The organism is Marinobacterium aestuariivivens (genome assembly GCF_042661465.1).
Lineage (GTDB): Bacteria > Pseudomonadota > Gammaproteobacteria > Pseudomonadales > Balneatricaceae > Marinobacterium_A > Marinobacterium_A aestuariivivens.
Window position 1 is genome coordinate 4,207,888 of sequence record NZ_JBHSWE010000001.1, and the last position, 25,023, is coordinate 4,232,910.

25 protein-coding genes and 6 pseudogenes are annotated in these 25,023 nt (G+C 58.0%); 6 read left to right on the forward strand and 25 right to left on the reverse strand.

Annotation, left to right across the window (positions count from 1 at the left end):
- Positions 1 to 234: 234 nt before the first annotated feature.
- The 5 genes and pseudogenes from ACFQDL_RS21995 to ACFQDL_RS22015 form a co-directional block, all read right to left on the reverse strand.
- A complete protein-coding gene (locus ACFQDL_RS21995; RefSeq protein ID WP_379910874.1) occupies positions 235 to 693 on the reverse strand; it encodes an SRPBCC family protein in 459 nt (152 codons plus the stop codon).
- 107 nt (positions 694 to 800) lie between these two features.
- On the reverse strand, positions 801 to 1,214 hold the full coding sequence (locus ACFQDL_RS22000) for an SRPBCC family protein (RefSeq protein ID WP_379910875.1): 414 nt from the start codon (positions 1,212 to 1,214) through the stop codon (positions 801 to 803).
- A gap of 298 nt (positions 1,215 to 1,512) precedes the next feature.
- A complete protein-coding gene (locus tag ACFQDL_RS22005) occupies positions 1,513 to 1,833 on the reverse strand; it encodes an antibiotic biosynthesis monooxygenase family protein (RefSeq protein WP_379910876.1) in 321 nt (106 codons plus the stop codon).
- 8 nt (positions 1,834 to 1,841) lie between these two features.
- Complete coding sequence (locus tag ACFQDL_RS22010; protein ID WP_379910877.1) at positions 1,842 to 2,228, reverse strand: septal ring lytic transglycosylase RlpA family protein; 387 nt, start codon at positions 2,226 to 2,228, stop codon at positions 1,842 to 1,844.
- A 296-nt stretch (positions 2,229 to 2,524) separates the two neighbouring features.
- Positions 2,525 to 3,887, reverse strand: a pseudogene (locus ACFQDL_RS22015) (IS5 family transposase).
- A gap of 116 nt (positions 3,888 to 4,003) precedes the next feature.
- On the opposite strand from ACFQDL_RS22015, the pseudogene ACFQDL_RS22020 reads away from it, so the two are divergent.
- Positions 4,004 to 4,408 (forward strand): annotated as a pseudogene (locus tag ACFQDL_RS22020) (IS1595 family transposase); the annotation flags it as partial.
- Between the two features lie 9 nt (positions 4,409 to 4,417).
- On the opposite strand, the gene ACFQDL_RS22025 reads toward ACFQDL_RS22020, so the two are convergent.
- Positions 4,418 to 4,906: a hypothetical protein gene (locus ACFQDL_RS22025; protein ID WP_379910878.1), complete on the reverse strand. Its 489-nt coding sequence runs from the start codon at positions 4,904 to 4,906 to the stop codon at positions 4,418 to 4,420.
- A gap of 118 nt (positions 4,907 to 5,024) precedes the next feature.
- Positions 5,025 to 5,705 (reverse strand): hypothetical protein, encoded by a 681-nt coding sequence (locus ACFQDL_RS22030; RefSeq protein ID WP_379910879.1) that lies wholly within the window; start codon positions 5,703 to 5,705, stop codon positions 5,025 to 5,027.
- 381 nt (positions 5,706 to 6,086) lie between these two features.
- Between ACFQDL_RS22030 and ACFQDL_RS22035 the strand changes: the two genes are divergently transcribed.
- Positions 6,087 to 6,959: an IS1595 family transposase gene (locus tag ACFQDL_RS22035; RefSeq protein ID WP_379910880.1), complete on the forward strand. Its 873-nt coding sequence runs from the start codon at positions 6,087 to 6,089 to the stop codon at positions 6,957 to 6,959.
- A 281-nt stretch (positions 6,960 to 7,240) separates the two neighbouring features.
- Here the strand turns inward: ACFQDL_RS22035 and ACFQDL_RS22040 are convergent, their stop codons facing one another.
- The 14 genes and pseudogenes from ACFQDL_RS22040 to ACFQDL_RS22105 form a co-directional block, all read right to left on the reverse strand.
- Positions 7,241 to 7,807: a hypothetical protein gene (locus ACFQDL_RS22040; protein ID WP_379910881.1), complete on the reverse strand. Its 567-nt coding sequence runs from the start codon at positions 7,805 to 7,807 to the stop codon at positions 7,241 to 7,243.
- A complete protein-coding gene (locus ACFQDL_RS22045; RefSeq protein ID WP_379910882.1) occupies positions 7,731 to 8,162 on the reverse strand; it encodes a hypothetical protein in 432 nt (143 codons plus the stop codon). The genes ACFQDL_RS22040 and ACFQDL_RS22045 overlap by 77 nt, the downstream gene beginning before the upstream one ends.
- 489 nt (positions 8,163 to 8,651) lie before the next feature.
- Positions 8,652 to 8,831: pseudogene (locus ACFQDL_RS22050) on the reverse strand (transposase); the annotation flags it as partial.
- A gap of 82 nt (positions 8,832 to 8,913) precedes the next feature.
- Positions 8,914 to 10,276: pseudogene (locus ACFQDL_RS22055) on the reverse strand (IS5 family transposase).
- 126 nt (positions 10,277 to 10,402) lie between these two features.
- Complete coding sequence (locus ACFQDL_RS22060; RefSeq protein WP_379910883.1) at positions 10,403 to 10,888, reverse strand: VOC family protein; 486 nt, start codon at positions 10,886 to 10,888, stop codon at positions 10,403 to 10,405.
- A gap of 183 nt (positions 10,889 to 11,071) precedes the next feature.
- The gene (locus tag ACFQDL_RS22065) at positions 11,072 to 11,275 is read right to left on the reverse strand and encodes a 2-hydroxymuconate tautomerase family protein (protein WP_379910884.1); all 204 of its coding nucleotides are present in this window, start codon (positions 11,273 to 11,275) and stop codon (positions 11,072 to 11,074) included.
- Between the two features lie 206 nt (positions 11,276 to 11,481).
- The gene (locus ACFQDL_RS22070; protein WP_379910885.1) at positions 11,482 to 11,733 is read right to left on the reverse strand and encodes a dihydrofolate reductase family protein; all 252 of its coding nucleotides are present in this window, start codon (positions 11,731 to 11,733) and stop codon (positions 11,482 to 11,484) included.
- 280 nt (positions 11,734 to 12,013) lie between these two features.
- A pseudogene (locus ACFQDL_RS22075) lies at positions 12,014 to 12,753 on the reverse strand (NapC/NirT family cytochrome c).
- Positions 12,653 to 13,150: a nitrate reductase cytochrome c-type subunit gene (locus ACFQDL_RS22080; protein WP_379910886.1), complete on the reverse strand. Its 498-nt coding sequence runs from the start codon at positions 13,148 to 13,150 to the stop codon at positions 12,653 to 12,655. Before ACFQDL_RS22080 ends, ACFQDL_RS22075 begins: the two are co-directional and overlap by 101 nt.
- A gap of 9 nt (positions 13,151 to 13,159) precedes the next feature.
- Positions 13,160 to 14,866, reverse strand: a complete 1,707-nt coding sequence (napA, locus tag ACFQDL_RS22085) for a nitrate reductase catalytic subunit NapA (RefSeq protein ID WP_379913257.1) — start codon at positions 14,864 to 14,866, stop codon at positions 13,160 to 13,162.
- The gene (locus tag ACFQDL_RS22090; RefSeq protein ID WP_379910887.1) at positions 14,815 to 15,492 is read right to left on the reverse strand and encodes a molybdopterin-dependent oxidoreductase; all 678 of its coding nucleotides are present in this window, start codon (positions 15,490 to 15,492) and stop codon (positions 14,815 to 14,817) included. The genes napA and ACFQDL_RS22090 overlap by 52 nt, the downstream gene beginning before the upstream one ends.
- A 171-nt stretch (positions 15,493 to 15,663) precedes the next feature.
- A complete protein-coding gene (locus tag ACFQDL_RS22095; protein WP_379910888.1) occupies positions 15,664 to 15,978 on the reverse strand; it encodes a chaperone NapD in 315 nt (104 codons plus the stop codon).
- Positions 15,971 to 16,336, reverse strand: coding sequence for an ATP-binding protein (locus tag ACFQDL_RS22100; protein ID WP_379910889.1), 366 nt, complete (start codon positions 16,334 to 16,336; stop codon positions 15,971 to 15,973). The genes ACFQDL_RS22095 and ACFQDL_RS22100 overlap by 8 nt, the downstream gene beginning before the upstream one ends.
- A 149-nt stretch (positions 16,337 to 16,485) precedes the next feature.
- Positions 16,486 to 16,653, reverse strand: coding sequence for a periplasmic nitrate reductase, NapE protein (locus tag ACFQDL_RS22105; RefSeq protein ID WP_379910890.1), 168 nt, complete (start codon positions 16,651 to 16,653; stop codon positions 16,486 to 16,488).
- A gap of 210 nt (positions 16,654 to 16,863) precedes the next feature.
- Between ACFQDL_RS22105 and ACFQDL_RS22110 the strand changes: the two genes are divergently transcribed.
- Complete coding sequence (locus ACFQDL_RS22110; RefSeq protein ID WP_379910891.1) at positions 16,864 to 17,436, forward strand: Yip1 family protein; 573 nt, start codon at positions 16,864 to 16,866, stop codon at positions 17,434 to 17,436.
- Positions 17,437 to 17,473: 37 nt separating this feature from the next.
- Here ACFQDL_RS22110 and ACFQDL_RS22115 read toward each other — a convergent pair whose 3' ends face one another.
- Together ACFQDL_RS22115 and ACFQDL_RS22120 are read right to left on the reverse strand one after the other, a co-directional pair.
- Complete coding sequence (locus ACFQDL_RS22115) at positions 17,474 to 17,977, reverse strand: EamA family transporter (protein ID WP_379910892.1); 504 nt, start codon at positions 17,975 to 17,977, stop codon at positions 17,474 to 17,476.
- 23 nt (positions 17,978 to 18,000) lie between these two features.
- Positions 18,001 to 18,396, reverse strand: coding sequence for an EamA family transporter (locus ACFQDL_RS22120; protein WP_379910893.1), 396 nt, complete (start codon positions 18,394 to 18,396; stop codon positions 18,001 to 18,003).
- 141 nt (positions 18,397 to 18,537) lie between these two features.
- Between ACFQDL_RS22120 and ACFQDL_RS22125 the strand changes: the two genes are divergently transcribed.
- Together ACFQDL_RS22125 and ACFQDL_RS22130 are read left to right on the forward strand one after the other, a co-directional pair.
- Positions 18,538 to 19,020 (forward strand): Lrp/AsnC family transcriptional regulator, encoded by a 483-nt coding sequence (locus tag ACFQDL_RS22125; RefSeq protein WP_379910894.1) that lies wholly within the window; start codon positions 18,538 to 18,540, stop codon positions 19,018 to 19,020.
- 218 nt (positions 19,021 to 19,238) lie between these two features.
- Positions 19,239 to 21,725 (forward strand): bifunctional diguanylate cyclase/phosphodiesterase, encoded by a 2,487-nt coding sequence (locus tag ACFQDL_RS22130; protein WP_379910895.1) that lies wholly within the window; start codon positions 19,239 to 19,241, stop codon positions 21,723 to 21,725.
- A 9-nt stretch (positions 21,726 to 21,734) separates the two neighbouring features.
- Here ACFQDL_RS22130 and ACFQDL_RS22135 read toward each other — a convergent pair whose 3' ends face one another.
- On the reverse strand, positions 21,735 to 22,214 hold the full coding sequence (locus tag ACFQDL_RS22135) for a cupin domain-containing protein (protein ID WP_379910896.1): 480 nt from the start codon (positions 22,212 to 22,214) through the stop codon (positions 21,735 to 21,737).
- A gap of 300 nt (positions 22,215 to 22,514) precedes the next feature.
- Between ACFQDL_RS22135 and ACFQDL_RS22140 the strand changes: the two genes are divergently transcribed.
- On the forward strand, positions 22,515 to 23,525 hold the full coding sequence (locus ACFQDL_RS22140; RefSeq protein WP_379910897.1) for an HD-GYP domain-containing protein: 1,011 nt from the start codon (positions 22,515 to 22,517) through the stop codon (positions 23,523 to 23,525).
- A 206-nt stretch (positions 23,526 to 23,731) separates the two neighbouring features.
- Here the strand turns inward: ACFQDL_RS22140 and alaC are convergent.
- Positions 23,732 to 24,990, reverse strand: a pseudogene (alaC, locus tag ACFQDL_RS22145) (alanine transaminase).
- Positions 24,991 to 25,023: the final 33 nt, after the last annotated feature.

Genomic DNA, 25,023 nt, shown 5'->3' on the forward strand with positions numbered 1-25,023 from the left:
ATAGCGCCGAGCGCCGGACGTGCTGCAAGCTGGAACAAAAAAAGCCGCATTTCCCGGGGGATGCGGCTTTTTTGTGGTTCATCGCGCTTCACCGGGAAATCGGTGTAGGGCCCTGGTAACCATCCAGGGATGGAGGGAATCCTGATATCGCAGGGAGCGATATCAGGGGAGCGAAGCGCACCGCACCGAAGGGCTGTCAGCGAGCGTTTCCCGCTATTCTGCGATGAACCTTACTTATCCATGGTCGGGAATCTCCGGCTCGACCAGCCGGGTCAGTTGCGCGAGCGACTCCTGCCAGCCCAGGTAGCACATCTCCACCGGAATCTCCGCGGGTATACCTTCCTGGACGATGCTGATGTCCGTGCCACAGGACACCGTTTTCAGCTCGATCGTGACGAGCATCTCGCCGGGGAGGCTGGCGTCGTCGAAGCGATCGGTATGTCGGATACGCTGGTCGGGGACCAGTTCGAGATACTCGACCCTGAACGAATGGCTGTTGCCGGTACCGAAATTGGTGAAAGACATCCGGTAGCCGCCGCCGACCCGGACGTCGATCTCGTGAACCGTGCCGGTAAAGCCGTACGGCGGAAGCCAGCGCTCCAGTGCGCTTTTATCGGTGAACGCCTTGTAGACGCGCTTGGCGGGCGCCCGCAGTACCCGGTGCAGCCGAACCGTACCCGTTTCGTTGTTCATGACCATCCTCCCGTTTTCGGCGATTCCACCCGGCGTGCGTACCGCGCCCGGCGTCCATCTGTGTCCGGGCTGCCGCGAGCAATCGGGACCCGGCTTGCCTGTTGCGGTCAGGCGTTCCTGCCTTCGACGTGCTTTTTGAAGTTGTTCAGGATAGCCTGCCAGCCCTGTCTTTGCTGCTCCGCCGAGTTCTCGTCTTCGGCATCGAAGGTTTCGACGACCCGGACGCCGTCCCGGCTTTCGCTGAATTCCACCGACACTTCCCGGTCATCCCCGAGGCTGAAGCGGATCAGCTTGCAGGGTTCGATTGCCGTGAACTGGCCCGCGAAGTCGAATCCCATCGATCCGTCACGGGCCTCCATGCGGTAACTGAAGTTGCCTCCGACCCTGAGATCGATCTCCGCCGCAGGGCAGCACCAGGTATCGATGGCGAAGTTCCAGTGGGTAATGTCATCGGGCGTGACCCAGGCATCCCATACGCGGCTCAGCGGCGCCTTGACCAATGTTTCGATCGAAATTTTCATCTTGACTCCCAGGTAGGTTCAGAAAGGTCGACCGTTCATCTTTGAAGCCGCCTCTTGTGGCTTCATAGGGTTGTCGAACGGGGTGAGCGGCAATCGACAGCAGCTGGAAAATATTTCAGCGGTCGGGCATGCCCGGTCAGACGATACTGCGATATCGCTGCCAGACCCGCCCCTACCCATTTTGTCAGTCACGCCACAAAAGCGGGCGCAGGCGCGCGGAGATGCTGGCTTTAGTGGCGTTCGCATCGGCCTGCGGCCAATGATGAAACATCCCTGTTTCACCTACTAATCCTCCGGGTCAGTAAATTCCGTAATCACGCTCAACCCTGGAAATCCTTGTCTTGAACGATGAATACCACTGCTCACGTCCTAGCTTTTGAGCTTTCAGGTGCTCAAGGTTGGCTTTCCAGTTTTTTATCGACTCGAGATCCGACCAATACGAAACGGTAATGCCGACCGCTTCTCTGGCTGACTCGATCCCGAGAAATCCAGGCTGTTCTGACGCAAGAACCGCCATCCGGTCTGCCATTTCCGTGTAGCCGTTATCGCCCTCTGTACGAAGCGAAGTAAAGATCACGGCGTAATAGGGCGGTTGGGGTGTGTTAGCAATCGATGACATTGTTAATCCTATTTTATAACTTCGATTTTGACGTCAATCAGACCCGAAGAAGGGAAGCCTATACTGCTGAAAGCGGATTTTGAAAGGTCCACGACTCGCCCCTTAATAAAAGGTCCGCGATCATTTATTCTGACAATCACGGTTTTACCGTTTTTTATGTTGGTGACTTTTACTCGGGTGCCAAAAGGGAGGCTTCTGTGCGCTGCAGTTTTTAAATCATGATTGTACAGTTCGCCACTGGCGGTCTTGTTGTGCTGATGTTTATCCGCATAGAATGAAGCTTTTCCCGACTCTGTGTACCCCGTCCAATCGGACATCTTTTCAGTCTTGACACTGCTGCAGCCTATAATCGAAATCGAAACCAGCGCTGCCAGGAATCTCACAAGATAATTCATCGTCAAGATATTCTTTTATTAAAAGCTAATGTTTGACCGTAACGTCGGATCTGGGGAGCATGATACAGACGTAGGCCAACTCGAACCTTAACGGTCTGGCAGCCTTCCTCGACTGCTTTTCAAATATCGATGACAGCGATCTGAACGAGAAAATTGAACTAAGCCTGGAGGCTGGGGTTCGTGCCCAGGTCTGGCCCCTTACACCCTGTGTAGTCGTCCCTGAAAAACTGCCTTCTGAATGCATCAGCGCTCTTGTCCGCCGGTCGCATTTTTAATGCACCACGACAAGGTGGCGTTCAAGCGGCAAGTGCTATTCGGTCCTGACCAGTTTTCAGCCCGCTCAGCATAGCGCTGAGCGCCGATTGCAGCAGCAGACGGTATTTTTTCGGGGCACAATAAAGCCACCGCAGCAGCTTGCGCAGATTCTGGCCGCAGGCACACAGCAGTACATTGAACGCATCGCCCAGCGCGCCTTTCAGGAAGCACCGTCGCATCTTGCCATCGGATTTCAGGTGGCCGATGACCGGCTCGACACTGTTGCGTCGCCGCATCCAGCGCTTCTCCGACTCCGGCACGCCGCGCTTCTGACCGGCGATGATCACCTGCACATCGTCCACGCCTGAGCCCTTATAGCCACGGTCGACGAAGCAGAACGCCGGCTTGTGGCCTGACAGCGTTTCCACTTGCTGCAACTGATCTGCCAGCGTATGGCCGTCGTACGGATTGCCCGCATAGCTGCGGGCGCCGACGATGGATGAACGACTCTTTGGCGGTGACCGCGATGCTGGCCTTGACGCCGAACTCGTAGCGTTTGTGGGCCTTGCCTTTGGCGATACATTCAACGGCCGGCTCATGCAGGCTGTACAGCTTGTTTTTGCTGTTGCGGCTCTGGACCAGCAATTGCCTGGCTTGGCGTAGACAGACCTGCTGTTTGTCGCTCAGCACCAGCCCCTGGGCTTCGACCTGGCGCTCCAGATCACGTACCACACGCCCCAGAAAGCCCTTCACTTTCTTGATCGCCTTCTTCATGCGTTTGTACTGCTTGGCGTGCCCGTAACGGCCGATCTTCGGCATCAGCTCAGCGCAGGCCTTGTCGTAGGTCTGCCGCAGCGTGAGCTTTAACTCGTGTGCGACACCGACCAGTTGCTGACGCGCCTTGTGATAGAGCTTGGCATCGGTCGGGAAGGTGATATTCTTCTCCTGCACCGTCGTATCCACGACCACCCGCTTCAGGCTCGAGGGCTTGATCACCTTCAACTTTAGGCCGGCGTTGATCGTCTCGGTCAGCAGCCATTCGCAGCCTTCTTCGCCCAGCTGCTGCCGCCATTTGACCAGGCTGGTCGGGTGGCAAGGCAGGTCGTGCTGGAAGAACGTCTCGCCGCAGAAGTACTGGTAATACGGCGACTCCAGCCACTGCGCCAACAGCGCTTCGTCGGACAGGTTGTGCAGGTGTTGCAGATACAAAAGCCCCGCCATCAGCCGCGACGGTAGAGCAGCCGCGCCGACCGGCGCGAAGTGTTGCCCAAGTTCCCCATCAAGCCGGTCCCAGTCGATGACCGCTGTCAGCCGCACCAATGGATGGGCCGGATTGACGATGTCTTCCAGGCGCGGTTTGAACAAGTCACTCTGCGGTTCGTGGATCTTCTTCTTGGGCTTCATAATTCGACGATTCTGCAACTTTTTGGGCTGTCAGGCGTGAAAACAAAGGGTTTCACCTGTTCGAAGCACAGTATGGTCCATTATAAATCAATGAGTTGCGAGTTTTTCAGGGCCGACGAATGAGTGTGGTTGACGGCTTCAGGTCGCAGCCGATCGGTGATTGGGCGCAGCGTCACCTGTTCAATGGTAGCACCGTCCTGTCCGATGGCCTGGCGTGCTTCAGGGCCACGAAAAAGGCTGACTGCGAACACCTGTGCTTTGTCGTGGGCGGCAAGTTGGAACTCCTGGATCATAAAGCCTTCAACTGGGTTAACACTATGATTGCGAATGTAAAAAACTCGCTACGCGGCAGCTGCCACTCGATTGGTTCAAAGCATTTACCCCGGTATCTGGCGGAGTTCTGCTATCGGTTCAATAACCGATTTGATCTGCGTGCCCTGTTGCCCAAGCTTGGCCGCCACGCGGCCAGAACACCGCCCATGCCCTACCGACTGCTAAAAATCGCTGAGCTTTATGGCTAATCAGGAAATTTATTGTTTCGGCGTCCTAAATGTCCACCATAAGTTTTCACCCCAATAGTCAGCAGCTCTTTTTGGGACTGGGATAAGTGCTACTTGGAAATCGTAGGTGGACCAAGGACCTATTTGAATCCCAGAACGCCTTCTAACTGACCAGATATATACAGTATTCGGAGATAATTCTTTCTCAACCTTGTGGCTGTTTTCATTGAGACCTTCCCGATAATAAATTTCACTCCCTCTTATATAATTATTTATACGGCTACCTGTATCCTTTATTCCATAGTAAATAATCAGATCGTACTCTGTTCTGATATTGTCCATAGATTTCCAAACTAGTCTTGGCTGGAGGCTATCAACGGTTTTTATATATCTTCTGCCAAGGTTTGTAAAATTACTCGGCGACACTGGCTCTACGCCATGATATTGATGTAAAACACATGAGGAAAGTAAGAATATGGAAAACGCTACTGAAAGTATTAGCGATGGTTTAGCTTTCATCTTTTACACTCCAGTCATATTCTTTTCTTAAAGAATCGATTTTATAGCTGCGCAGATATCTTGTAGTTTAATTTTTTTGTTAGACTGTTTAAATATACTGCGAGATGATTTTATGCTTTCACCTCTTGCGATGAATTATCATTAATTTTTTAGATACTTCTCCTTCAATATTTGGAAATGTTTTTTTGAGCCACTCAAAATCCTGATCTATAGCATCGTCTATTTGCATGGTTGCTTTCTTGCCAATAATTTTAATGATTAGTCTTCCTAAATACATTGTAGGCTGTGATTTTTGTATCGTAAATCTAGCATCAACGTGAATTAATTGCCGGCCATGTGGTCGAGAAGAATATCCTTCTTCGTATTGTATTATCGAATACTGTCCTGCCGGAAGTTTCCAAGTGAAAGCTATTGCGGCATTTGGACTTGAAAGATCCTTTGTACGTTGTAACGTAACTCCGGAAGAAGTCGACAAATTCGCCAATAGAACGTATGCATTAGAACTGTATTCTTTTGAAAAGCTGCCCACTACTTGAATGCTGCCAAAAACAATGGCTTCGTTAGTTGAGCTAGGTGAATTCGGGGAATTCTTGACGCTCTTCGTCGCTCCACAACCGGCAATAATAAGTACTAAGACCAGTATGAAATATTGGGCAATCTGGGCTATTGATATAATAAAATTTTTATAAATACTTTTTATTCTAAAGCAAAAAAGTATAGATGCAGTTGTGCTATACAACCATGTTGAAATATTTCTTGTTATTGCGTAATGAGAAAATAAAGGCGCTTTTTTTAGCATTAATAACTAAAATGTGCCACGCTTTTTGGCTCGTGAATCTCTGATCAAATGACCAACTTGGCGAGAGCTTGTAAACGCCAACTCCTGTAGCAAGCAGTATGGAGTTAATATCCTTTGCCGATGTTCTGATCAGGAAGAGTGTACTGTAGGTAGACATGGTACTGTCTCCATCTGTCCCGTAGTATCGTCGGGTCCCGTTGAAATAAAACCGTCACTTCCTCCGACAACAATGTAGATGAGACAGTCTATGTAGACCACGATATTACTCCTAAAAATAGTTCAAAAACCGACCAACTTCACAGCTCATTTAGGCTATGTTCGGCTCTATTGTTGAAGCTCATCTACACTTCATAAAACCCCAGCAATAGCCGGAGGTCTCCCATGAAGCAGGGTGAGTTTGGCCAGCTGACGGCCGCTGTCGACTCGCTAAGCCCCAGTCAGCGCCACCTACTGCTTGAGCTGTTGCAGCATCCAGAAGCGATTCCCGCGATCATCGAGCATCTGGAACAACAGCTGCAATCCCAGCTCAGATGCCCCCACTGTGACCATAATCAGATCTATCGCTGGGGCACCCTTAAGGGAATACAACGCTACCGCTGCCGGAGTTGTCATAAGACATTCACGGCCCTGACCGGCACGCCGTTGGCGCGACTGCGCAAGCGCGAATTGTGGATGGACTACGCACAATCCATGCTCAATTCCGAGGTGTTGCGGACCGCCGCCGCCCGTTGCCATATCCATCTGACGACGTCATTTCGCTGGCGCCACCGATTTCTAGAGCTGGCGGATACCCTCAATGCTGAGGCCCTCAGCGGCATCGTCGAAGCCGACCAGACGCTGTTCCGCGAGTCCTTCAAGGGGCAGCGTAAGATCCCTCAGCGCAGCGCGCGCAAACGCGGTAATGCCGGTAAAAAGGAGGCAAAGTGGGTGCCGGTACTGGTGGCGCGTGACCGCAGTGCCGGCAAAGCCGACATTGTGCTTGACCACTTCACGCTGAAAAATGTCGAACAGCACCTGCTACCACGCTTGAGCCCGGATATTGTGCTCTGTACCGACGGCCACCTGACCTTTGAGACACTGGCTGCCAAACATCACCTCGCGCATCAGGTGATCAATGCCAGCGCCGGCGAACGCCTGAAAGCACCTGCCTTTCATATCCAGGGCGTGAACAACTATCACCAGCGCCTCAAAGGCTGGATCCAGCGATTTCATGGTGTCGCCACCAAATATCTACCGCATTATCTGGGCTGGTAACGCTGGTTTGATCAGCATAGAGCGAAACTGAACCAACCGTTTGATTTTATGACAGATTTAATCATGACCGAGAATTATCAACATTTAGCCCGAACATAGCCGGGGCGGGCGGTGGAGTAGCCTGCCGCCGGACTTAAGACCGAGGATTGCTGCACGAATTGCACAAATCAGTTTACCGCCTGATTGCTCCCCGGCGGGGCGTCCTGCCCCGCATTGGCGTTAGTCGAAGGTGCCGGGCTGCAAGTTGCTCTGAGTCTCAGTGCAGCCTGTCAAATCTTTGCCTAGGGAACGATGCAAATTGAGTCCGTGCCGTCAAATTCAGTGCCGTCCAGCAACAGGCCGGTCAGCGTGGCGACTTCGACATTGGGAGCCCAGTACGCAGTGTCGTCTGCATATTGACACACCAGATCGATAAAGCCATCGCCATTGACGTCTTCCATGCCACATTGTGGGGTTTCGTTTACTTTTTCCCGCACCGCCAATCCCGCGAAAACCAAACTACGGACGTCAACGGAATTTACATCAAAGGTATCGCTGCCCAAAATCGCAACCGGGATGACGCCACGGTCATTAGTATTTACGCAATTTGGGTCACTTCCCGGTTTGATATCGATTGACAACGTAATGGGGATGGGGTCGTCGCTAATCAAAGCAATATTATCAATACCTGTAATCTCAAAAGGCACAAAATTATTGTAGTACTCCATGAAAATTTTTACTTCAGTCACATCGGTTAGAATTGACTCCCATGTTCCTGTATTGACGGTCCAGTCAGCCTCGTTGATTGGTGCGCTGATAGTTTTCCAGGGTGTGGAGGGATCGGGGGGGGCCAAACCAATCGGCGTCACCTCCGGGCCCGCTAATAATAATATGATGCGTAGCTATCAGGAAAACACTGCCGGTTGTAAAAATATTGGAATCATACGTCAACTCCGTCACGCCAAGGGACAACCAGTCTCCCAAAAACGCAGCGGGCGCAAAGACTTGCATGCCGCCGCCTTGATCCAAATTGTCATCGGCACGAATATAGCCGCCGGGATTGCCCCCAGCCGCTTCCCAACTGAAAGCAGGATCTTGTATGGGGTTCCATGTCCAGCCATCTGTATCTGAATCAAACGTGCTTTTGGCAATTTCAACAGCGGGTATGGTGTTAGAAAGTAACAATAAGATAATGGGAAGAGTGAAGAATCTGTGTGCATTCATTGTCTTCTCCAGCTTCGTCGGTTTTGTTATTGTGCTATAGGGGCCCCTCCTGTAGTGGCGCTCGGCATACGTGACTATATTGGAACTCGCTTAAGTTGATGCATAGCCCACACCAAAAAAAGTAAAGTGCTGAATATCATGGTATTGCATTCGGATAATGCATACATTTATATATCCAGGTGTTACATGACGCTATCAGAGTAATGATCTCAAAACGAAAATTGCCCGAAAAACAGATGGTTACGTCTGTCAGTATATCGATACAGCTTCACACGGAGGTGTACAACAGTTAACGGAAACGAGGTGCCTTCGACGGATCAAGGACCGCTTTTTGCCGATGTGACTCTCTTCGTTGCCTCGATCAGTTCTCGGATGGCAGGTCGCGTACCGACTCGAAGTCGAGATTTATTTGGTAATATCGGAAATAACGGCAAATGCAGTACTTCGAATCTTCTGGAAACGAAGATCTGGTGACTAACGACTGTGGATTCAACCGATTGATGCAACACATTGGGCAAAACGTTCTGCGGGTGTTTCATAGTCTAGTGTCTTTCTGGGGCGTTCATTCAATCGCTTTGCCACAGCATTAAGTTTCGCCTGCGAGTATGTCGAGAGGTCTGTGCCTTTTGGAAAGTACTGCCTCAACAACCCGTTGGTGTTCTCGTTAGTCGATCCTGAAAAATAGGCTTCAACAGGCATAAGCGCACTTGTCCTCCGGTCGCATTTTGAACGCATCACGACAAGGTAGCGTTCAAACGGCAAGTACCTTTTGTTCCTGTCCTGTTTTCAGCCCGCTCAGCATAGCACTGAGCGCCGATTGCAGCAGCAGACGGTATTTTTTCGGGGCACAATAAAGCCACCGCAGCAGCTTGCGCAGATTCTGGCCGCAGGCACACAGCAGTACATTGAACGCATCGCCCAGCGCGCCTTTCAGGAAGCACCGTCGCATCTTGCCATCGGATTTCAGGTGGCCGATGACCGGCTCGACACTGTTGCGTCGCCGCATCCAGCGCTTCTCCGACTCCGGCACGCCGCGCTTCTGACCGGCGATGATCACCTGCACATCGTCCACGCCTGAGCCCTTATAGCCACGGTCGACGTAGCAGAACGCCGGCTTGTGGCCTGACAGCGTTTCCACTTGCTGCAACTGATCTGCCAGCGTATGGCCGTCGTACGGATTGCCCGCATAGCTGCGGGCGCCGACGATGGATGAACGACTCTTTGGCGGTGACCGCGATGCTGGCCTTGACGCCGAACTCGTAGCGTTTGTGGGCCTTGCCTTTGGCGATACATTCAACGGCCGGCTCATGCAGGCTGTACAGCTTGTTTTTGCTGTTGCGGCTCTGGACCAGCAATTGCCTGGCTTGGCGTAGACAGACCTGCTGTTTGTCGCTCAGCACCAGCCCCTGGGCTTCGACCTGGCGCTCCAGATCACGTACCACACGCCCCAGAAAGCCCTTCACTTTCTTGATCGCCTTCTTCATGCGTTTGTACTGCTTGGCGTGCCCGTAACGGCCGATCTTCGGCATCAGCTCAGCGCAGGCCTTGTCGTAGGTCTGCCGCAGCGTGAGCTTTAACTCGTGTGCGACACCGACCAGTTGCTGACGCGCCTTGTGATAGAGCTTGGCATCGGTCGGGAAGGTGATATTCTTCTCCTGCACCGTCGTATCCACGACCACCCGCTTCAGGCTCGAGGGCTTGATCACCTTCAACTTTAGGCCGGCGTTGATCGTCTCGGTCAGCAGCCATTCGCAGCCTTCTTCGCCCAGCTGCTGCCGCCATTTGACCAGGCTGGTCGGGTGGCAAGGCAGGTCGTGCTGGAAGAACGTCTCGCCGCAGAAGTACTGGTAATACGGCGACTCCAGCCACTGCGCCAACAGCGCTTCGTCGGACAGGTTGTGCAGGTGTTGCAGATACAAAAGCCCCGCCATCAGCCGCGTCGGTAGAGCAGCCGCGCCGACCGGCGCGAAGTGTTGCCCAAGTTCCCCATCAAGCCGGTCCCAGTCGATGACCGCTGTCAGCCGCACCAATGGATGGGCCGGATTGACGATGTCTTCCAGGCGCGGTTTGAACAAGTCACTCTGCGGTTCGTGGATCTTCTTCTTGGGCTTCATAATTCGACGATTCTGCAACTTTTTGGGCTGTCAGGCGTGAAAACGAAGGGTTTAACCTGTTCGAAGCACAGTATAGTCCATTATAAATCAATGAGTTGCGAGTTTTTCAGGGCCGACTGTGTAACCTCAACGGTGGCGCGCCGCTTCGATTGTGGCGATGTCGATCTTCGTCATCTGCATCATCGCATCGAACGCGCGTTTGGCGACAGCGGGATCGGGATCGGTGATCGCTTCCGTCAGGGCGATCGGCGTAATCTGCCAGGACAGTCCCCATTTGTCCTTGCACCAGCCGCACGCGCTCTCCTGGCCACCGTTGCCGACGATCGCGTTCCAGTAGCGGTCCGTTTCGGCCTGGTCAGCGGTTGCGACCTGAAACGAGAAGGCTTCGTCGTGCTTGAATGCAGATCCTCCGTTGAGCCCGAGGCAGGGAATGCCCATCACCGTGAACTCGACGGTCAATACATCCCCCTGTTTCCCGGACGGAAAGTCACCCGGCGCACGGAGCACCGCACCGACGGACGAGTCGGGAAAGGTGCTGGCGTAAAACCGCGCCGCCTGTTCGGCGTCACCGTTGTACCAGAGGCAGATCCTGTTCTTCGCGTGCTTGGCCATATCTATTCTCCTTCGGGACAAGCCTGACGTTGCAGAAAGCCGAATTCAGGGGACAGTATGCTTATTGACACCTGCGCACCAGCGGCTTTCGATCATGGTTCGGCTCGGTTAATTCACGACTGCATGAAGATTGCAGTCAGGAGTGGCTTGAATCAGGTATGCGGTACCCGGAATATCCTAACCTCATTTTCCCTTTATCCGGCGATGGGTGACCTGCTCGCCGGCAATTCCCCAGTTATCTGTCTCTACTTCGTCAATCACCACGACTGTGGTCGCGGGGTTTTTATTCAGTACCCGTTGAAGTAATTCGGTTACCCCTGCAATAATCTCTCCCTTTTGTTCGGCCGTTGTACCTTCTTTTGTGATTTTGACATTGACGTATGGCATTTGAAATCTCCTTGTTGTGTCTCTATTAACCCGGCAATTAAATAGGCGTCCTTGCCTATTTAATTGTCGCCCTTGAAAACCGGGCGGAATTTTGCGAAATTCTTTTGTTTTCAAGGGCTCGCATTGGCCTCAGGCCAATGATGATGCATCCATGCATTATGAATAATGAACGGTATTTTCATACCGGCTTAATAATGATGAAGTACTCACACCGCTCTTTGATAGCTAAGGATCGCACAGCCGGTCGAAAGCGGGCGTGATTCTAGCAGCTTAAGCTCTTGCGATTTTAGTTCATCACTGAATAAGAGTCTGCCTTTTCCATAAATGACTGGTGCGATACCAAGGCGATACTCATCAAAAAGTCCCTCGTTCAGAAGCGTCATGGATAGATTGGCGCTTCCGAACACAAATATGTTCCCATTTCCCTGTTGCTTCAGTCTGGCCACTTCCCCCGGCACGTTGTTCTTTAGCAGTGTTGTGTTGTTCCAGGCGGCAGTTTGAAGTGTGTGCGAACAATTCCTTCCAGACCCCTTACGGGCTTGCCCCGGAAGAGCGGTTTCTGAAATTGCCGAATATTCGTGGCGTTCAGGCTACCGCACGGACCTGTCTGTCCGGACAGCTATGAAGAGGGTCTTGATTGTCGAAATTTGAGTGTAGTCGCTGGATCGCGGCTTGGCGATATTGACGCCGGGCAGGGGGTAAATGATCCCCCTGCCGATTATCGCTATTGCGTTCGTTCTAGTCGGAACCCCTGACCGGGGAGCGCAGTGCCTGGTCGAGCAGCGGGTTGCCCGGCCCCCAGGGGTCCTCTTCGCTCATGTCCGGCAACTGATGCGCGATGCCGCGGTGACAGTCGATGCAGGTGGCCTCGCCGTTGGCCAGGGCGGTGGAGTGCTGTTCCCGCGCCCGGGGGCCTGTTCGGTAAAGTCCATGAAATCGAAGTTGTGGCAGTTGCGGCACTCCAGGGAGTCGTTCGATTTCAGCCGTGCCCATTCGTGCTTGGCCAGTTCCAGGCGTTTGTCGAGGAATTTCTCCCGGGTGCTGATGGTGCCGAATATCTTGCCCCAGACCTCCTTGGATGCCTGCATCTTGCGCGCGATCTTGTCCGTCCAGTCATGGGGTACATGGCAGTCGGGACAGGTGGCGCGCACGCCGGAGCGATTGCTGTAGTGAATGGTGGTCTTCATTTCCTCGAAGACGTTGGCGCGCATCTCGTGGCAGCCGGTGCAGAACGTCTCGGTATTGGTCGCCTCCAGCGCGGTATTGAAGCCCCCCAGAAGACGATGCCGCCAATGAAACCGCTCAGCACCAGAAAGCCCAGGCTGAAATAGCCGGAGGGCCTGCGCAGTATATTCCAGTAAGCCTTGATCCATGCTTTCATGGCGCCTCACCCTCAGAGTCGTCCCCGTTTCGCAGCAGAATGTCCACGTCCTTGAAGGTATTGCCGACGGCGAGTGGCGCCTCGGACTGGGGGACATGGCACTGCATGCAGAAATAGCGCCGCGGCGCCACGGCCGCCAGCACCTGGAAATCACGGTCCATGAAATGGGTGATGCTGATCATCGGTGCGCCGCTGACGGCGGTCTGGATGCGAGTATGGCAGTTCATGCACTGGTTGCTGTTGAGGTCGATCTGGTAATCGCGCACCGTGTGGGGGATCGTCGGGGGCTGCTCCGGATAGGCCCGTACGCGGCGGGTATCGACGTTCACCGGGTCCTGGATGCGCGGGGCCGGCAGCGTCTCGAACAGGGTGCCACCCTTGCGAACGCCGTCGGGGCCCGGCGTGTCGGGATAGGGCTGCGCAATGCCCGCGAGACTGAAGGCCAGGACGGCCGGTCCGATGCCGCTTGCTGAGATGAGGGCTTTGCTGTTCATGGTCTTCTCCTAGGCGAGAGATACCAGCTCGAGGCGGACGGCGCACTTCTTGAAGTCGGTCTGCCGGGAGATGGGGTCGGTCGCATCCAGTGTCAGCTTGTTGACGAGCCGCTGGGCGTCGAAAAAGGGGATGTAGACCAGTCCCCGCGGGACTTCGACGCGGCCGCGGGTCTCGACCCGGGCCTTCATCTCGCCACGCCGGCTGACCACCTTGATCTCGCTACCGCGACGCATGCCCTGGTCCTGTGCATCGTCCGGGTGCATGTATACCAGGGCGTAGGGCACTGCCCTGTGCAGTTCCGGCACGCGCTGGGTCATCGAGCCGGTATGCCAGTGCTCGAGTACGCGGCCGGTGCAGAGCCAGTAGGGATACTCGTCGTCCGGCGATTCCGCGGGCGGCTCGTAGGGCAGGGCGAAGATCACCGCGCGGTTGTCCTTGTGGCCATAGAACTGCACGCCGCTGCCGGCTTCGACATAGGGGTCCTCACCCTCGCGGAAGCGCCAGCGGGTTTCCCTGCCGTCGACCACCGGCCAGCGCAGGCCGCGTTCCTGGTGGTAGCGCTCGAACGGTGCCAGGTCGTGGCCATGGCCCCGGCCAAAGCGGGCATATTCCTCGAACAGGCCCTTCTGGATATAGAAGCCGAAGGCATCGGCCTCGTCGTTGGCGTAGCCCGGTTCCCGCTCGTCGTTCGGGAAGGCATCGACGTTGCCGTTGGCATAGAGCACGTCGTAGAGCGTCTTGCCGCGATATTCCGGTGCCTGGTCCAGCAGCTCGGCCGGCCAGACCTCGTCGGTCGTCAGCCGTTTGGAGAACTCGACCAGCTGCCACAGGTCCGATTTCGCCTCGCCCGGGGCCTTGACCAGTTGGTGCCAGAACTGGGTCCGCCGCTCGGCGTTGCCGTAGGCGCCCTCTTTCTCGACCCACATGGCGGCGGGCAGGATCAGGTCCGCGGCCTGGGCCGAGGCAGTGGGGTAGACATCGGAGACGATGACGAAGACCTCCGGGTTGCGCCAGCCGGGCAGAAGCTCCTGCATAAGGTTGGGGCCCGCCTGGGCGTTATTGCTGACCTGGGTCCAGTACACTTTCAGCTTGCCGTCCTTCAGGGCCCGGCTCTGGGCCACGGCATGCAGGCCCGGCTTGGCGGGAATGGTCCCGGACGGAAGCTTCCAGATCTCCTCCGCCATGGCCCGGTGCTCGGGGTTGGCGACCACCATATCGGCCGGCAGACGGTGAGAGAAGGTGCCGACCTCGCGCGCCGTTCCGCAGGCCGAGGGCTGCCCGGTGAGCGAAAAGGGGCTGTTGCCGGGGCTGGAGATCTTGCCGGTCAGCAGATGCAGGTTGTAGACCAGGTTGTTGCACCAGACGCCGCGGGTATGCTGGTTGAATCCCATGGTCCAGAACGACACCAGCTTGCGTTGCGGGTCCGCGTAAAGCTCGGCCAGCGCCAGCAGCCGTTCCTTGGGCACGCCGGAGGCCTCGGCCGCCCGTTCCAGGCTGTAGGGTTTCACGAACTCGGCGTATTCCTCGAAGCTGATGGGAGTGCTGGCACCGGCCTTGTCGCGACCCGCGGCCGCCTGTTCCCGCGGATCCTCGTCGCGCAGCCCGTAGCCGATATCGGCCTGGCCAAGGGCGAAACGGGTATGACGGTTGACGAAGTCGTGGTTCACCCTGTCGTTTTCGATGATGTAGTTGGCGATGAAGTTGAGAATGACCAGGTCGCTGTGGGGGTGAAGATCATCGACTCGTCCGCCAGCTCGAAGCTGCGGTGACGGTAAGTGGACAGCACCGCCACCTTGCAGCCCGGGTGGGAGAGCCGGCGGTCGGTCACCCGCGACCAGAGCACCGGGTGCATCTCGGCCATGTTCGAGCCCCAGAGTACGAAGCTGTCGGTCGCCTCGATATCGTCGTAGCAGCCCATCGGTTCGTCGATACCGAAGGTGCGCATGAAGCCGGCGACGGCCGAGGCCATGCAATGGCGTGCGTTGGGATCGATGTTGTTGCTGCGCAGGCCCGCCTTCATCAGCTTGCTGGCGGCATAGCCCTCCCAGACGGTCCATTGCCCGGAGCCGAACATGCCGACCGAGTCCGGGCCCTGTTGAGCGATGGCGTCGCGGTATTTCTGCGCCATGATGTCGAAGGCCTGATCCCAGGAGATCTCGGAGAAGTCGCCGTCCTTGTGATACTGACCGTCGCGCGTGCGCAACAGCGGCCGGGTGAGGCGGTCGGTGCCGTACATGACCTTCGACAGGAAGTAGCCCTTGACGCAATTGATGCCGCGATTGACCTCCGCCTTGATGTCGCCGTGGGTCGCCACCACCCGGTTGTCCCGCGTTGCCACCATGACGCTGCAGCCAGTGCCGCAGAAGCGGCAGGGAGCCTTGTTCCAGTCGAGGCGGTTGGCATCGCCTTCGGCGATCAGGTTCTGGGCGCTGGCGGGGATCGGCAGGCCGGCCGCGGACGCGGCTGCAGCCAGGCGCTGGCCCGGCGAAGTCTCTGCGCGTGATCGACATGTTCAGGTTTCTCCGACGATTTTGATCAGATCGGTCTCGCCATCGTCCCGCAGCATGGCTTCGCCGCAGGTCGAGGCGTCCAGTTCCTCGTGATAGACGAGGACGGCATTGAGTACTCCGGGTCTTGCCTGCAATTGCTCCAGCAGCGCGTTGATCTCGGCGCTGCTGGCGGTTTCGGCGAGCAGCACCAGCTTGCCCTCGGGGCTGTCCAGCTCGATGCCGAGGCCCTCCCGGCTGTCGGCCCAGCGACGGAACCCGGCCCGGTTTTGCGGGCGCAGGTGCACGATCAGGCTGACGATATGCAGCTTCTCAGTCATGGATCGGCTCCAGTTTCAGCGCCTGGTTGGCACAGCTCGACAGACAGGTGCCACAGCCGGTGCAGGCATCGGTGTCGATGGCCGGTACCGGGGCGCACCGCGGCGCAGCGAAAAACGTATCGCGCGGGCCTCGCAGCTGTCCTCGCAGCTGCGGCAGTGGATGCCGGCCTGTGCCAGACAGCCGTCTTCGAGGCGGGCATTCCAGGGCAATGGGCTGCGGCCGAGATCGAATACCGGTTCCGGGCAGGCGCGGGCGCAGTCCCCGCACAGGCTGCAGCCTGTGCGGGACAGGTCGAGCCAGGAAAGCCGCCGTCACCCCGAACCAGTACGGACTCCGGGCAGGCGTCGATACAGGCATCGCAGCGGCTGCAGCGGTCGGTGAAGTCGGCACCGGTCCAGGGCGGGGCGATGCTGGAGGCGGCTGGATTGAAACCGCGTAGAAAGGCTCTTCTCGAGTGCACTCTGCTCCTCCGGTGAGTTGCTCGGCATTGCGTAACGAGGCGGGTTTCAGGAAGGCGGGCCCGGCGGTCCGAAGATCATCTGCAGTATCCAGACGATGAAGCCGTAACCGCCCACGATAGCGACGGCGAGGATGGGGAACAGAAATACAAGCAGGAATACGACCAGCCTTGTCTCCTGCTTTCTGCTCTCCTCCGTCAGGTTTTGAGAGTCCATGCTTTTCTCCTCCGGCGGAACGGCGGCCGGCCCGGACTCCATGAGCCCCGATGTCGGACACCAGCAGATAACGGCAAAGTGTAGACCATGAAGTCGGCAAGGCCGCATTCGTAACGCGGATACGGCGACGCGCCCGCGTTTGATCATCCATACTGATAGCAGGGCATTCGCAGCATCTGGCAGCCATCAGGTATGGCGAGGAGGTTGACGATGACTGTGTTCGATATTCCCCGAATGTTCGTTTCGTCCCATGGCGGCTGGGACGAGCTGGAGCGCGTTCACCCGTCGGTGATCAAGCTGTTCCTGTTACTGGTGCTGCCGTTTTCGCTGGTGCCGCCGGCGATGATCGAGTACGCGGGCCTGCATTATGGCAGTCGCTTCTTTCCCGGGGCCGAGGCCGGCAGCTGGGCGGTCAGTGCCGCGGTGTTCTTTGTCGCCGAGCTGGTGACGGTGCCGCTGATGGCCTGGGCGATCAAGAGCAACGGCGAGACCCGCAAGGTCCGGATTCCCTACCATGATGCTTTCACGATTGCGGCGGTCGCCGCGATTCCGCTCTGGGTCTCGGCCCTCGGGCTCTTCGTACCGAACCTGGCCTTTGTCGTGACGCTGGCGATGCTGGGGCTGATTGGCGCCATCTCGCTGGTCTACCACGGTATCGAAGCGGTGCTGCATATGCATGAGGAGCTGGAGGTCGCCAGCCTGACCTTCACCACCCTGGCAATCGGTATCCTGGCCTGGGCCGGGTTGCTGGTATTGATCTTCATGCCGTTGCTGCTGCTTTGACGGCGCCTCCGATGTCCGGGCTGAGGCCGAAAAGCGTTCAGGATCCGGCCCGTGAGACGACGGGCCGGGAGTCGCGCAGACGGCTTGCCAGCAGCACGCCAAGGGTAATCAGCAGCACCCCGGCCAGGGTGTCGGCCGAGATCGGCTCATCGAGCAGCGGCACTGCGGCGACGGCGGCAAGCGCCGGTGTGATCGAGCCGAAGGCCGCGGTTTTCTCGGCACCCAGGCGGCGGATGGCGACACCGTAGGTAAAGCCGCCAACGATACCGGCCCCCAGTCCCTGGGTCAGCAGGTAGGGCCAGAGGTCGTGCCAGCCGATCTCTGCCAGAGTAGAGTCGACCAGCCCGCCCGTCAACAGCAGGACGAGTCCGAGCAGCGAACCCGAACAGAGCAGGGCGGTTGCCTCGAGCGCGCCAAGCCCGATGATCCGCAACGCCACCGTATAGCAGGCCCAGAGCAGGCTCGCACCGAGGAAGGCCAGGTGCCCGCGCCAGTATCCGCTGTGCAGATCCAGCAGGCCGCCGCCAAGCAGCACCAGCACGCCGGCGACGATGATAGCCAGTCCTAGCAGGCGCTGGCGGGGAAGGGCTCGCCGAACACGAGCACCGCCAGGCCGGTGACGAACAGCGGCGCCGTACCCGGCACCAGGGCGCCGGCATGGGCGGCCGGAGCAAGCTGGCTGCCCAGCGAGATCAGGTAGAAGAACGGCAGACCGCCGAGCATCAGCAGCAGAGCCTGGCGCCAGCGGACACGGCGGAACTGCGGCCAGCCCCGCCACAGCAGCGGCATGAAGACGAGCGCCGGCAGGCCGAAGCGCATCAGAGCCAGGTCCGTCGATGTCAGGGCCGACTGGCTGCCGGCGCGCAGTGACAGCAGAAAGCCGGTCCAGATCAGCAGTGTCGCCGCCATGGCCCCCAGTCCCGGGGCATTGAGCGCCGGTTCGCCACGATACTGTTCCATTGTCCCTGCTCCTCGCCGGCCTGATCGGAGGCTTATTATCCGCCAGGGCTCCAGGGTGATTCGTGTTATCTTTCTTGTAAAGCCGGTCTTGTCGGGTTAAAAGTTGCGTGAACAAACAGAAAATTGGCAGAAGATACCGGCATGGGTGAAAAGGTCAGTCTGGACGGCACCGATCTGAAGATACTGCGGGCCTTGCAGCGCGATGGCCGCCTCAGCAATGCCGATATCGCCGAGGAGGTCTCGCTGTCGGCCTCGCCCTGCCTGCGGCGGTTGCGGCGGCTCGAGGCCGAAAGCGTCATCACCGGCTATCAACCGCAGCTCGACCGTCGCGCCATCGGCCTGGGCATGACGGTCTTCGTTCAGGTCAAGTTGCAGGATCACGGTGCCCGCTCGGTGGCGGGATTCGAAGAGGCGCTGATGAACATGCCGGCGGTGATCAATGCCAGCACAGTCTCGGGCTCCGCGGACTACCTGCTCGAAGTGGTGGTCGCGGATCTGGTCGACTACGACAGCTGGGTACGGGAGATGCAGGCACTGGCGATGGTGCGGGAGATCGAGAGCAATTTCGCGTTGCGCACGGTGAAATCCGGTGCGCCGCTGCCGCTGCCGCTGCCGGGGCGTTGAGGTCATTGCGTCGGATCAACAATACCGCGATCGATACTCCGGCATCGTGTCCCTGACAGGGTTTTTCCAGTATATTCGTTGTCGCTTATATCCGAATTTACCGAAAACCGCGCCGGCTGTTGGCGAAGAAGAATAACGATCCAATGGACTCGAGACAGTTGCGGCCTACCCAAATGTCACTCGCCGGCTTTCGGTTGCACGCCAGCCATCGGGGGACGATGGGGCGACTCTCACTGGTACTGCTGGTGCTGGTGCTGGGTGTGGTTGTCGTCACCCACCTGCCCTACAGGGAGTCGCTGCAGAGCTTCGCCAACTATCTGCCGGTGCACACGGTGCTCGAATTGCTGGCGATCGGTATTGCGTTGCTGGTATTCGCTGTCGGGTTCAATACCTTTCGCAGGGGACTGCCGGCCAATATCCTGCTGATGTCCTGCGGTTTCCTGGGAGTCGGCATACTCGATACCTCCCATATGCTGTCCTATCACGGCATGCCCGATTTCGTGACGCCCAACGGTGTGGAAAAAGCCATCAACTTCTGGCTCGCCGCCCGCACGCTCGCAGCGCTGGTGCTCTTTGTGGTCGCCTCGACCGCCTGGCGTCCCGCGACTGCCCACGCCTATCGTTATGTGGCGCTGGTGCCGGTGCTGTTGCTGATGGCGGGGCTGCACTGGTTGTTGCTGTTTCATGACCAGTGGCTGCCCCGTACCTTTATCGACGGGCACGGGCTGACGCCGTTCAAGGTCTACTACGAGTATGGGCTGGTCGCGCTCAACCTGGCGACCGCCCTGGTGCTGCTGGCTCGGATGCGCGGGGTGCTGAATTTCAATGCGCCTATGCTGTTCGGCGCCGTCTGCTCGATGGCGCTCAGCGAGTTCCTGTTCACGCTCTATTCCGATGTCGGCGATATCTACAATTTCCTGGGACATATCTACAAATCGATATCCTACCTGTTCCTCTATCGTGCCATCTTTGTCGAAACGATCGAATATCCCTTCAGTCTCCTGCAGGGAGCCGAGCGCCAGTTGCAGTTCATCACCGATCATGCGCCGGTGCATATCGCCCAGTGCGACAAAGAGTATCGATACCGCTTCGTCAATCAGTCGTATGCCGGGCTTTTCGGACTCCAGCCGGAGGACCTGGTGGGCAAGACGGCCGCGCAGATTATGGACCGGGACAGCTGTGCGCAGGCACGTCCCGATATGGCGGCCGCGTTGGCGGGAAGCGCGGTGAGCAGCGATATGATACTGCGTTCGAAGACGGGGCCCAGGGTATACCTGGCCCATTACGTACCCGAGCGCAGCGCGACGGGAGAGGTCGTGGGATTTATCAGCGCCATTTCCGATATCACCGCGCGTAAGGAGGCGGAAGCGCGCATCGAAAGTCTTGCTCATTTCGATCAGCTTACCGGTCTGCCGAACCGCAGCCTGCTGAAGGATCGATTCGATTATGTACTCGGCATGGCACATCGCAATGGCGAGCCGCTGGCGGTCATGTTCCTGGATCTCGATCACTTCAAGAAGATCAACGACACCCTGGGGCATGGTGCGGGAGACGAGGTTCTGATCGAAGTGGCCCGGCGGCTGAAGGCCCGTTTGCGGGAGGCCGATATCGTCTCGCGTCTGGGTGGGGACGAGTTCATTGTCGTACTGCCGGATACGGACGAAGAGGGCGCCATCCACGTCGCCCTGTCGCTGATAGAGGCGTTTTCCCCGTCCTGCAACATCGATGACCAGGAGCTGCTGGTGACACCGTCGATCGGCATTGCGCTCTATCCCCACGACGGTGAGGACTTCGACACCCTGTCACGCAATGCCGATGCGGCCATGTATCGCGTCAAGCAGAGCGGCCGTAACGGCTACAGCTTTTACGCCCCCGAGATGCAGGCACAGTCCGTGCGCTACCTGCAACTGGCCGGCGCGCTCAGGCAGGCGCTGCAGCGCGATGAGCTGCAACTCCACTATCAGCCCCAGCTGTCGATACGGGATGGCCGCGTCGTCGGCGCCGAGGCCCTGTTGCGCTGGCGCCACCCGGAATGGGGTATGGTATCGCCGGCCGAGTTCATCCCCATCGCGGAGGAAAGCGGCCTGATCACACCCATCGGTGAATGGGTCATCCGCACGGCAGTCCGGCAGATGAAGGCGTGGCGGGCGAGGGGATTGCCGGAGATGCCCGTTGCCGTGAACCTGTCCGCGGTGCAATTCCGGCAGGAGAACATCACCGAGCTGATCACCCGGATCCTCGATGAGGAAGGCCTGCCTTACCACCTCCTGGAGCTGGAGCTGACCGAAGCGGTGGCGATGGACGATGCGCAGCGCGCTGTCAGGATCATGGACAGTCTGCATGAGCAGGGTATCCGGATGTCGATCGACGACTTCGGCACCGGCTATTCCAGCCTCAGCTATCTGAAGAAATTCAAGGTATCGAAGCTGAAGATCGATCAGTCGTTCGTGCGCGACCTCGACGAGGATCCGGAGGACAAGACGATCGTCGGCACCATCATCCATATGGCGGCGAGCCTTGGCATGAAGACCATCGCCGAAGGCGTCGAGACGGCCAGCCAGCTCGCCTTCCTGCGCCTGCACGGCTGCGACGAGGTGCAGGGGTTTTATTTCAGCAAACCCCTGCCGGCCGGGCAGTTCGAGGCCTTCGCCCGGTCGAACGGCAGTGATACAACACCGCGCCTGAGCGAAGAAACGGTGCAGTAGCGCGCCCCGTCACCAGGGGCGGCCATCCTTGTGGGCAAACCGCCACTGTCCCTTGATCATTTCCGCCTTCAGGTCGTCGTCGGGATAGTGGGCCTCGTCGCCTGGCGTGCGGTCGCCGACTTCCAGATAGGCCACCGTTTCATCGGTTTCGTTGATCAGCTGGTGGGCATCGCAGCCTCCGGCCTTAAAGCCCGCGCACATGCCCGGCGAGAGTCGGGTCCGGCCTTCATCGGTATGCAGCGTCGGACAACCCTCGAGAATGTAGACGAACTCGTCCTGCCGGCTATGGCCATGGCGCAGCGCCGAGACGGCACCGGGTGCCAGCGTCGTCAGGTTGACGCCGAAGTTGGTCAGTCCGAACGGCTCGCCGAGGGGCGCTTCTCCCGGCCCGCCATGCGAGCCGCGAAGGGCTCGGGGTAGGCCGACGGCTTTGCGCGGGCCGGCAGGCTTTTTCACATCGACGGCAACGGGGTGGTTATTGTCGGGCATCGGGTCCTCCAGGGGTGTTCAGTCTCCATTTGCGGAGCAGCTTACAGCCGTTGCTTCGATAATCCTCATAACCGCGAGAGATGGCGGTAATACGCGGATCACCCATTGTTATATTTTATATTTCCGATTTAGTTCCGAAATTACCGATAAAAGGCATTCACCGGGACTTGAATGGGAATATGCCGGCCCTTGGGGTCGAATATCGTATTTAAGAAGCTATTTCACTACAGGTTTTAGGGTTATGCTACCGGATGTTTTCTGTCCAGATTAAAACGGAATTATGATGGGGTGGGTTTCAGTATGGATAGCCGGTACCAAGGTTGCCCCGACCAGATAGAGGATTTTCTCGAAAGCGTCTTCCTGCGCCACGGTCCGGACGGCGTCATCGATGCGCTGTCGTTTCTGTTCGGCGCTTTCGTCCTGACGATGAACGGCAGGCTGATAGCCGCCAGCGAGAGTTTCGCCGCGCTCGTCGGTTACGATATCACCGAACTTCGCGACATGGATGTGTTGCAGCTGGTCGTCCCCGAATGCCGGAGCGAATTGAAAAGGCGGCTCGCGGCCGATATCACCGCGCGCTATGAACTGCAGCTGCTGAGTAAAAACGGTGCCGTGAAGCAGGTGGTGGTATCGCCGCGGCTCTTCCATGTCCAGGGCCGCAAATACCGGCTGGCGGAATTCATCGACCAGAGCGGCATCTATGCCCTGCAGCGGCATCAGCTCGAAAATTTCCGCAACACCGCCTGTGCCCTGACACAGGCGATCGAACAGCGCGATCCCTATACCAACGGTCACATGTCCCGCACCACCTCGATTTCGCTCAAGCTGGCCGAAACGCTGGGGCTGAAAGGACCTGTCATCGACTCGATCAGGCTGGGCGCCAGCATGCACGATATCGGCAAGCTCGCGGTGCCGATCGAGATCCTGACCAAACCGGGCAAGCTCGTGAGTCACGAATGGGCGTTCATCAAGCGCCACCCGGAGGTCGGCCACAGCATCCTCGCGAGCATCGACTTCGATAAGACGGTCAAGGATATCGTGCTGCTGCACCATGAGCGCCACGATGGCAGCGGCTACCCCTATGGGCTGGGTGGGCAGGAGATTCCGCTGGAGGTATCGATCGTGGCGGCCGCCGACTGCCTCGAAGCGATCGCCGGCGTACGGCCCTACCGCAAGGCCCGCAGTTTCCAGGACGCCATTGCCATCATGGAGCAGGAGTCGCCGAAGTACGACCGGGAGGTGCTGCGTGCGGCCCGTTCCCTCGTCGACGGCGGTGAACTGCACGGCCTCGAATACAACCCGGAATTCTGACGGCCAGGCCGGCTGCTCTTGTAGGGTGCTGGTAACCTCCAGGGATGGAGGAAATCCTGATATCGCTGGGAGCGATATCAGGGGAGTGCAGCGAACCGCACCGCATCGTTGTCGCGGCGTGCAAACAGACTAATCTGTCTGCACGCCGCCGCTGCCCGGCCCCTTTTGCCGAGATGACCGGCGGGCACCGGGCAGGACGCTGGACCTCAGGTACCCTTGGGTGCCTTTTCGCCGGATACCGTCGCTTCCGGTGGCTGTACCAGGCCGTCGGCACGGAACATCGCCTTGATCCCGCGCACCGCCTGGCGAATGCGGTTCTGGTTCTCGATCAGCGCGAAGCGCACGTAGTCGTCGCCGTAATCGCCGAAACCGATGCCGGGGGAGACGCACACCTTGGCATCGGCCAGCAGCTTCTTGGCGAACTCCAGCGAGCCCATCGCCCGGTACGGCTCGGGAATCTTCGCCCAGACATACATCGAGGCCTTGGGAATATCCACCTGCCAGCCGGCTTCGTGCAGCCCCTTCACCAGGGTGTTGCGGCGCAGGCGATACTGCTCGGCGATATCCCGCACGCACTGCTGGTCCCCCTCGAGAGCGGCGATCGCCGCGACCTGCAGCGGCGTGAAGGTGCCGTAGTCGTGATAGCTCTTGATGCGCGCCAGGGCATTGACCAGCTCGCGGTTGCCGACCATGAAACCGATGCGCCAGCCCGCCATGTTGTAGCTCTTCGAGAGGGTGAAGAACTCCACCGCGATCTCCTTGGCGCCCGGCACCTGCATGATCGACGGTGCCTTCCAGCCGTCGTAGACGATATCGGCATAGGCCAGGTCGTGTACCACCAGGACGCCGTACTGCACGGCGAGCGCCACGACCCGCTCGAAGAAGTCGAGCTCCACGCACTGCGCCGTGGGGTTGGACGGAAAGCCCAGGATGATCATCTTCGGCTTCGGGATGCTTTCGCGGATCGCCCGTTCCAGCTCGACAAAGAAGTCGACGCCGGGGATCAGCGGCACCGAGCGCACCTGGGCGCCGGCGATGACGGCGCCGTAGATATGGATCGGGTAGCTGGGATTCGGCACCAGCACGGTGTCGCCATGGTCGACGGTGGCCAGCATCAGGTGCGCCAGGCCTTCCTTAGAGCCGATGGTGACGATCGCTTCCTCTTCGGGATCGATCTCGACGCCGTAGCGGTCGGCGTACCAGCGCGAGATCGCCCGGCGCAGTCGCGGAATCCCCGGGAGGTGGAGTAGCCGTGGGTGTCCTCGCGCTGCGCCACGGTGCAGAGCTTTTCGACGATATGCGGCGGTGTCGGGCCGTCCGGGTTGCCCATGCTGAAATCGATGATGTCCTCGCCCCGGCGGCGCGCGGCCATCTTCAGCTCAGCGGTGATATTGAACACATAGGGGGGCAGGCGATCGATACGCGAAAACCGGCGTACCGGCGGTACGGAAGAATCTTGAGACATAATGTCCTCGAATACGTAAGCGCCCGGAACCGT

Bases quoted from the DNA above. Each gene is read 5' to 3' on its own strand.
- ACFQDL_RS22025 (WP_379910878.1), bottom strand. From the start codon at position 4,906: ATGAAAGCTAAACCATCGCTAATACTTTCAGTAGCGTTTTCCATATTC.
- ACFQDL_RS22045 (WP_379910882.1), bottom strand. From the start codon at position 8,162: ATGAATGCACACAGATTCTTCACTCTTCCCATTATCTTATTGTTACTT.
- ACFQDL_RS22000 (WP_379910875.1), bottom strand. From the start codon at position 1,214: ATGAAAATTTCGATCGAAACATTGGTCAAGGCGCCGCTGAGCCGCGTA.
- ACFQDL_RS22065 (WP_379910884.1), bottom strand. From the start codon at position 11,275: ATGCCATACGTCAATGTCAAAATCACAAAAGAAGGTACAACGGCCGAA.
- ACFQDL_RS22005 (WP_379910876.1), bottom strand. From the start codon at position 1,833: ATGTCATCGATTGCTAACACACCCCAACCGCCCTATTACGCCGTGATC.
- ACFQDL_RS22080 (WP_379910886.1), bottom strand. From the start codon at position 13,150: ATGAACAGCAAAGCCCTCATCTCAGCAAGCGGCATCGGACCGGCCGTC.
- ACFQDL_RS22120 (WP_379910893.1), bottom strand. From the start codon at position 18,396: ATGGAACAGTATCGTGGCGAACCGGCGCTCAATGCCCCGGGACTGGGG.
- ACFQDL_RS22010 (WP_379910877.1), bottom strand. From the start codon at position 2,228: ATGAATTATCTTGTGAGATTCCTGGCAGCGCTGGTTTCGATTTCGATT.
- ACFQDL_RS22110 (WP_379910891.1), top strand. From the start codon at position 16,864: ATGACTGTGTTCGATATTCCCCGAATGTTCGTTTCGTCCCATGGCGGC.
- ACFQDL_RS22095 (WP_379910888.1), bottom strand. From the start codon at position 15,978: ATGACTGAGAAGCTGCATATCGTCAGCCTGATCGTGCACCTGCGCCCG.
- ACFQDL_RS22060 (WP_379910883.1), bottom strand. From the start codon at position 10,888: ATGGCCAAGCACGCGAAGAACAGGATCTGCCTCTGGTACAACGGTGAC.
- ACFQDL_RS22090 (WP_379910887.1), bottom strand. From the start codon at position 15,492: ATGGTGGCAACGCGGGACAACCGGGTGGTGGCGACCCACGGCGACATC.
- ACFQDL_RS22030 (WP_379910879.1), bottom strand. From the start codon at position 5,705: ATGCTAAAAAAAGCGCCTTTATTTTCTCATTACGCAATAACAAGAAAT.
- ACFQDL_RS22130 (WP_379910895.1), top strand. From the start codon at position 19,239: ATGGGGCGACTCTCACTGGTACTGCTGGTGCTGGTGCTGGGTGTGGTT.
- ACFQDL_RS22125 (WP_379910894.1), top strand. From the start codon at position 18,538: ATGGGTGAAAAGGTCAGTCTGGACGGCACCGATCTGAAGATACTGCGG.
- ACFQDL_RS22105 (WP_379910890.1), bottom strand. From the start codon at position 16,653: ATGGACTCTCAAAACCTGACGGAGGAGAGCAGAAAGCAGGAGACAAGG.
- ACFQDL_RS22140 (WP_379910897.1), top strand. From the start codon at position 22,515: ATGGATAGCCGGTACCAAGGTTGCCCCGACCAGATAGAGGATTTTCTC.
- ACFQDL_RS22100 (WP_379910889.1), bottom strand. From the start codon at position 16,336: ATGCCTGTATCGACGCCTGCCCGGAGTCCGTACTGGTTCGGGGTGACG.
- ACFQDL_RS22035 (WP_379910880.1), top strand. From the start codon at position 6,087: ATGAAGCAGGGTGAGTTTGGCCAGCTGACGGCCGCTGTCGACTCGCTA.
- ACFQDL_RS22135 (WP_379910896.1), bottom strand. From the start codon at position 22,214: ATGCCCGACAATAACCACCCCGTTGCCGTCGATGTGAAAAAGCCTGCC.
- ACFQDL_RS21995 (WP_379910874.1), bottom strand. From the start codon at position 693: ATGAACAACGAAACGGGTACGGTTCGGCTGCACCGGGTACTGCGGGCG.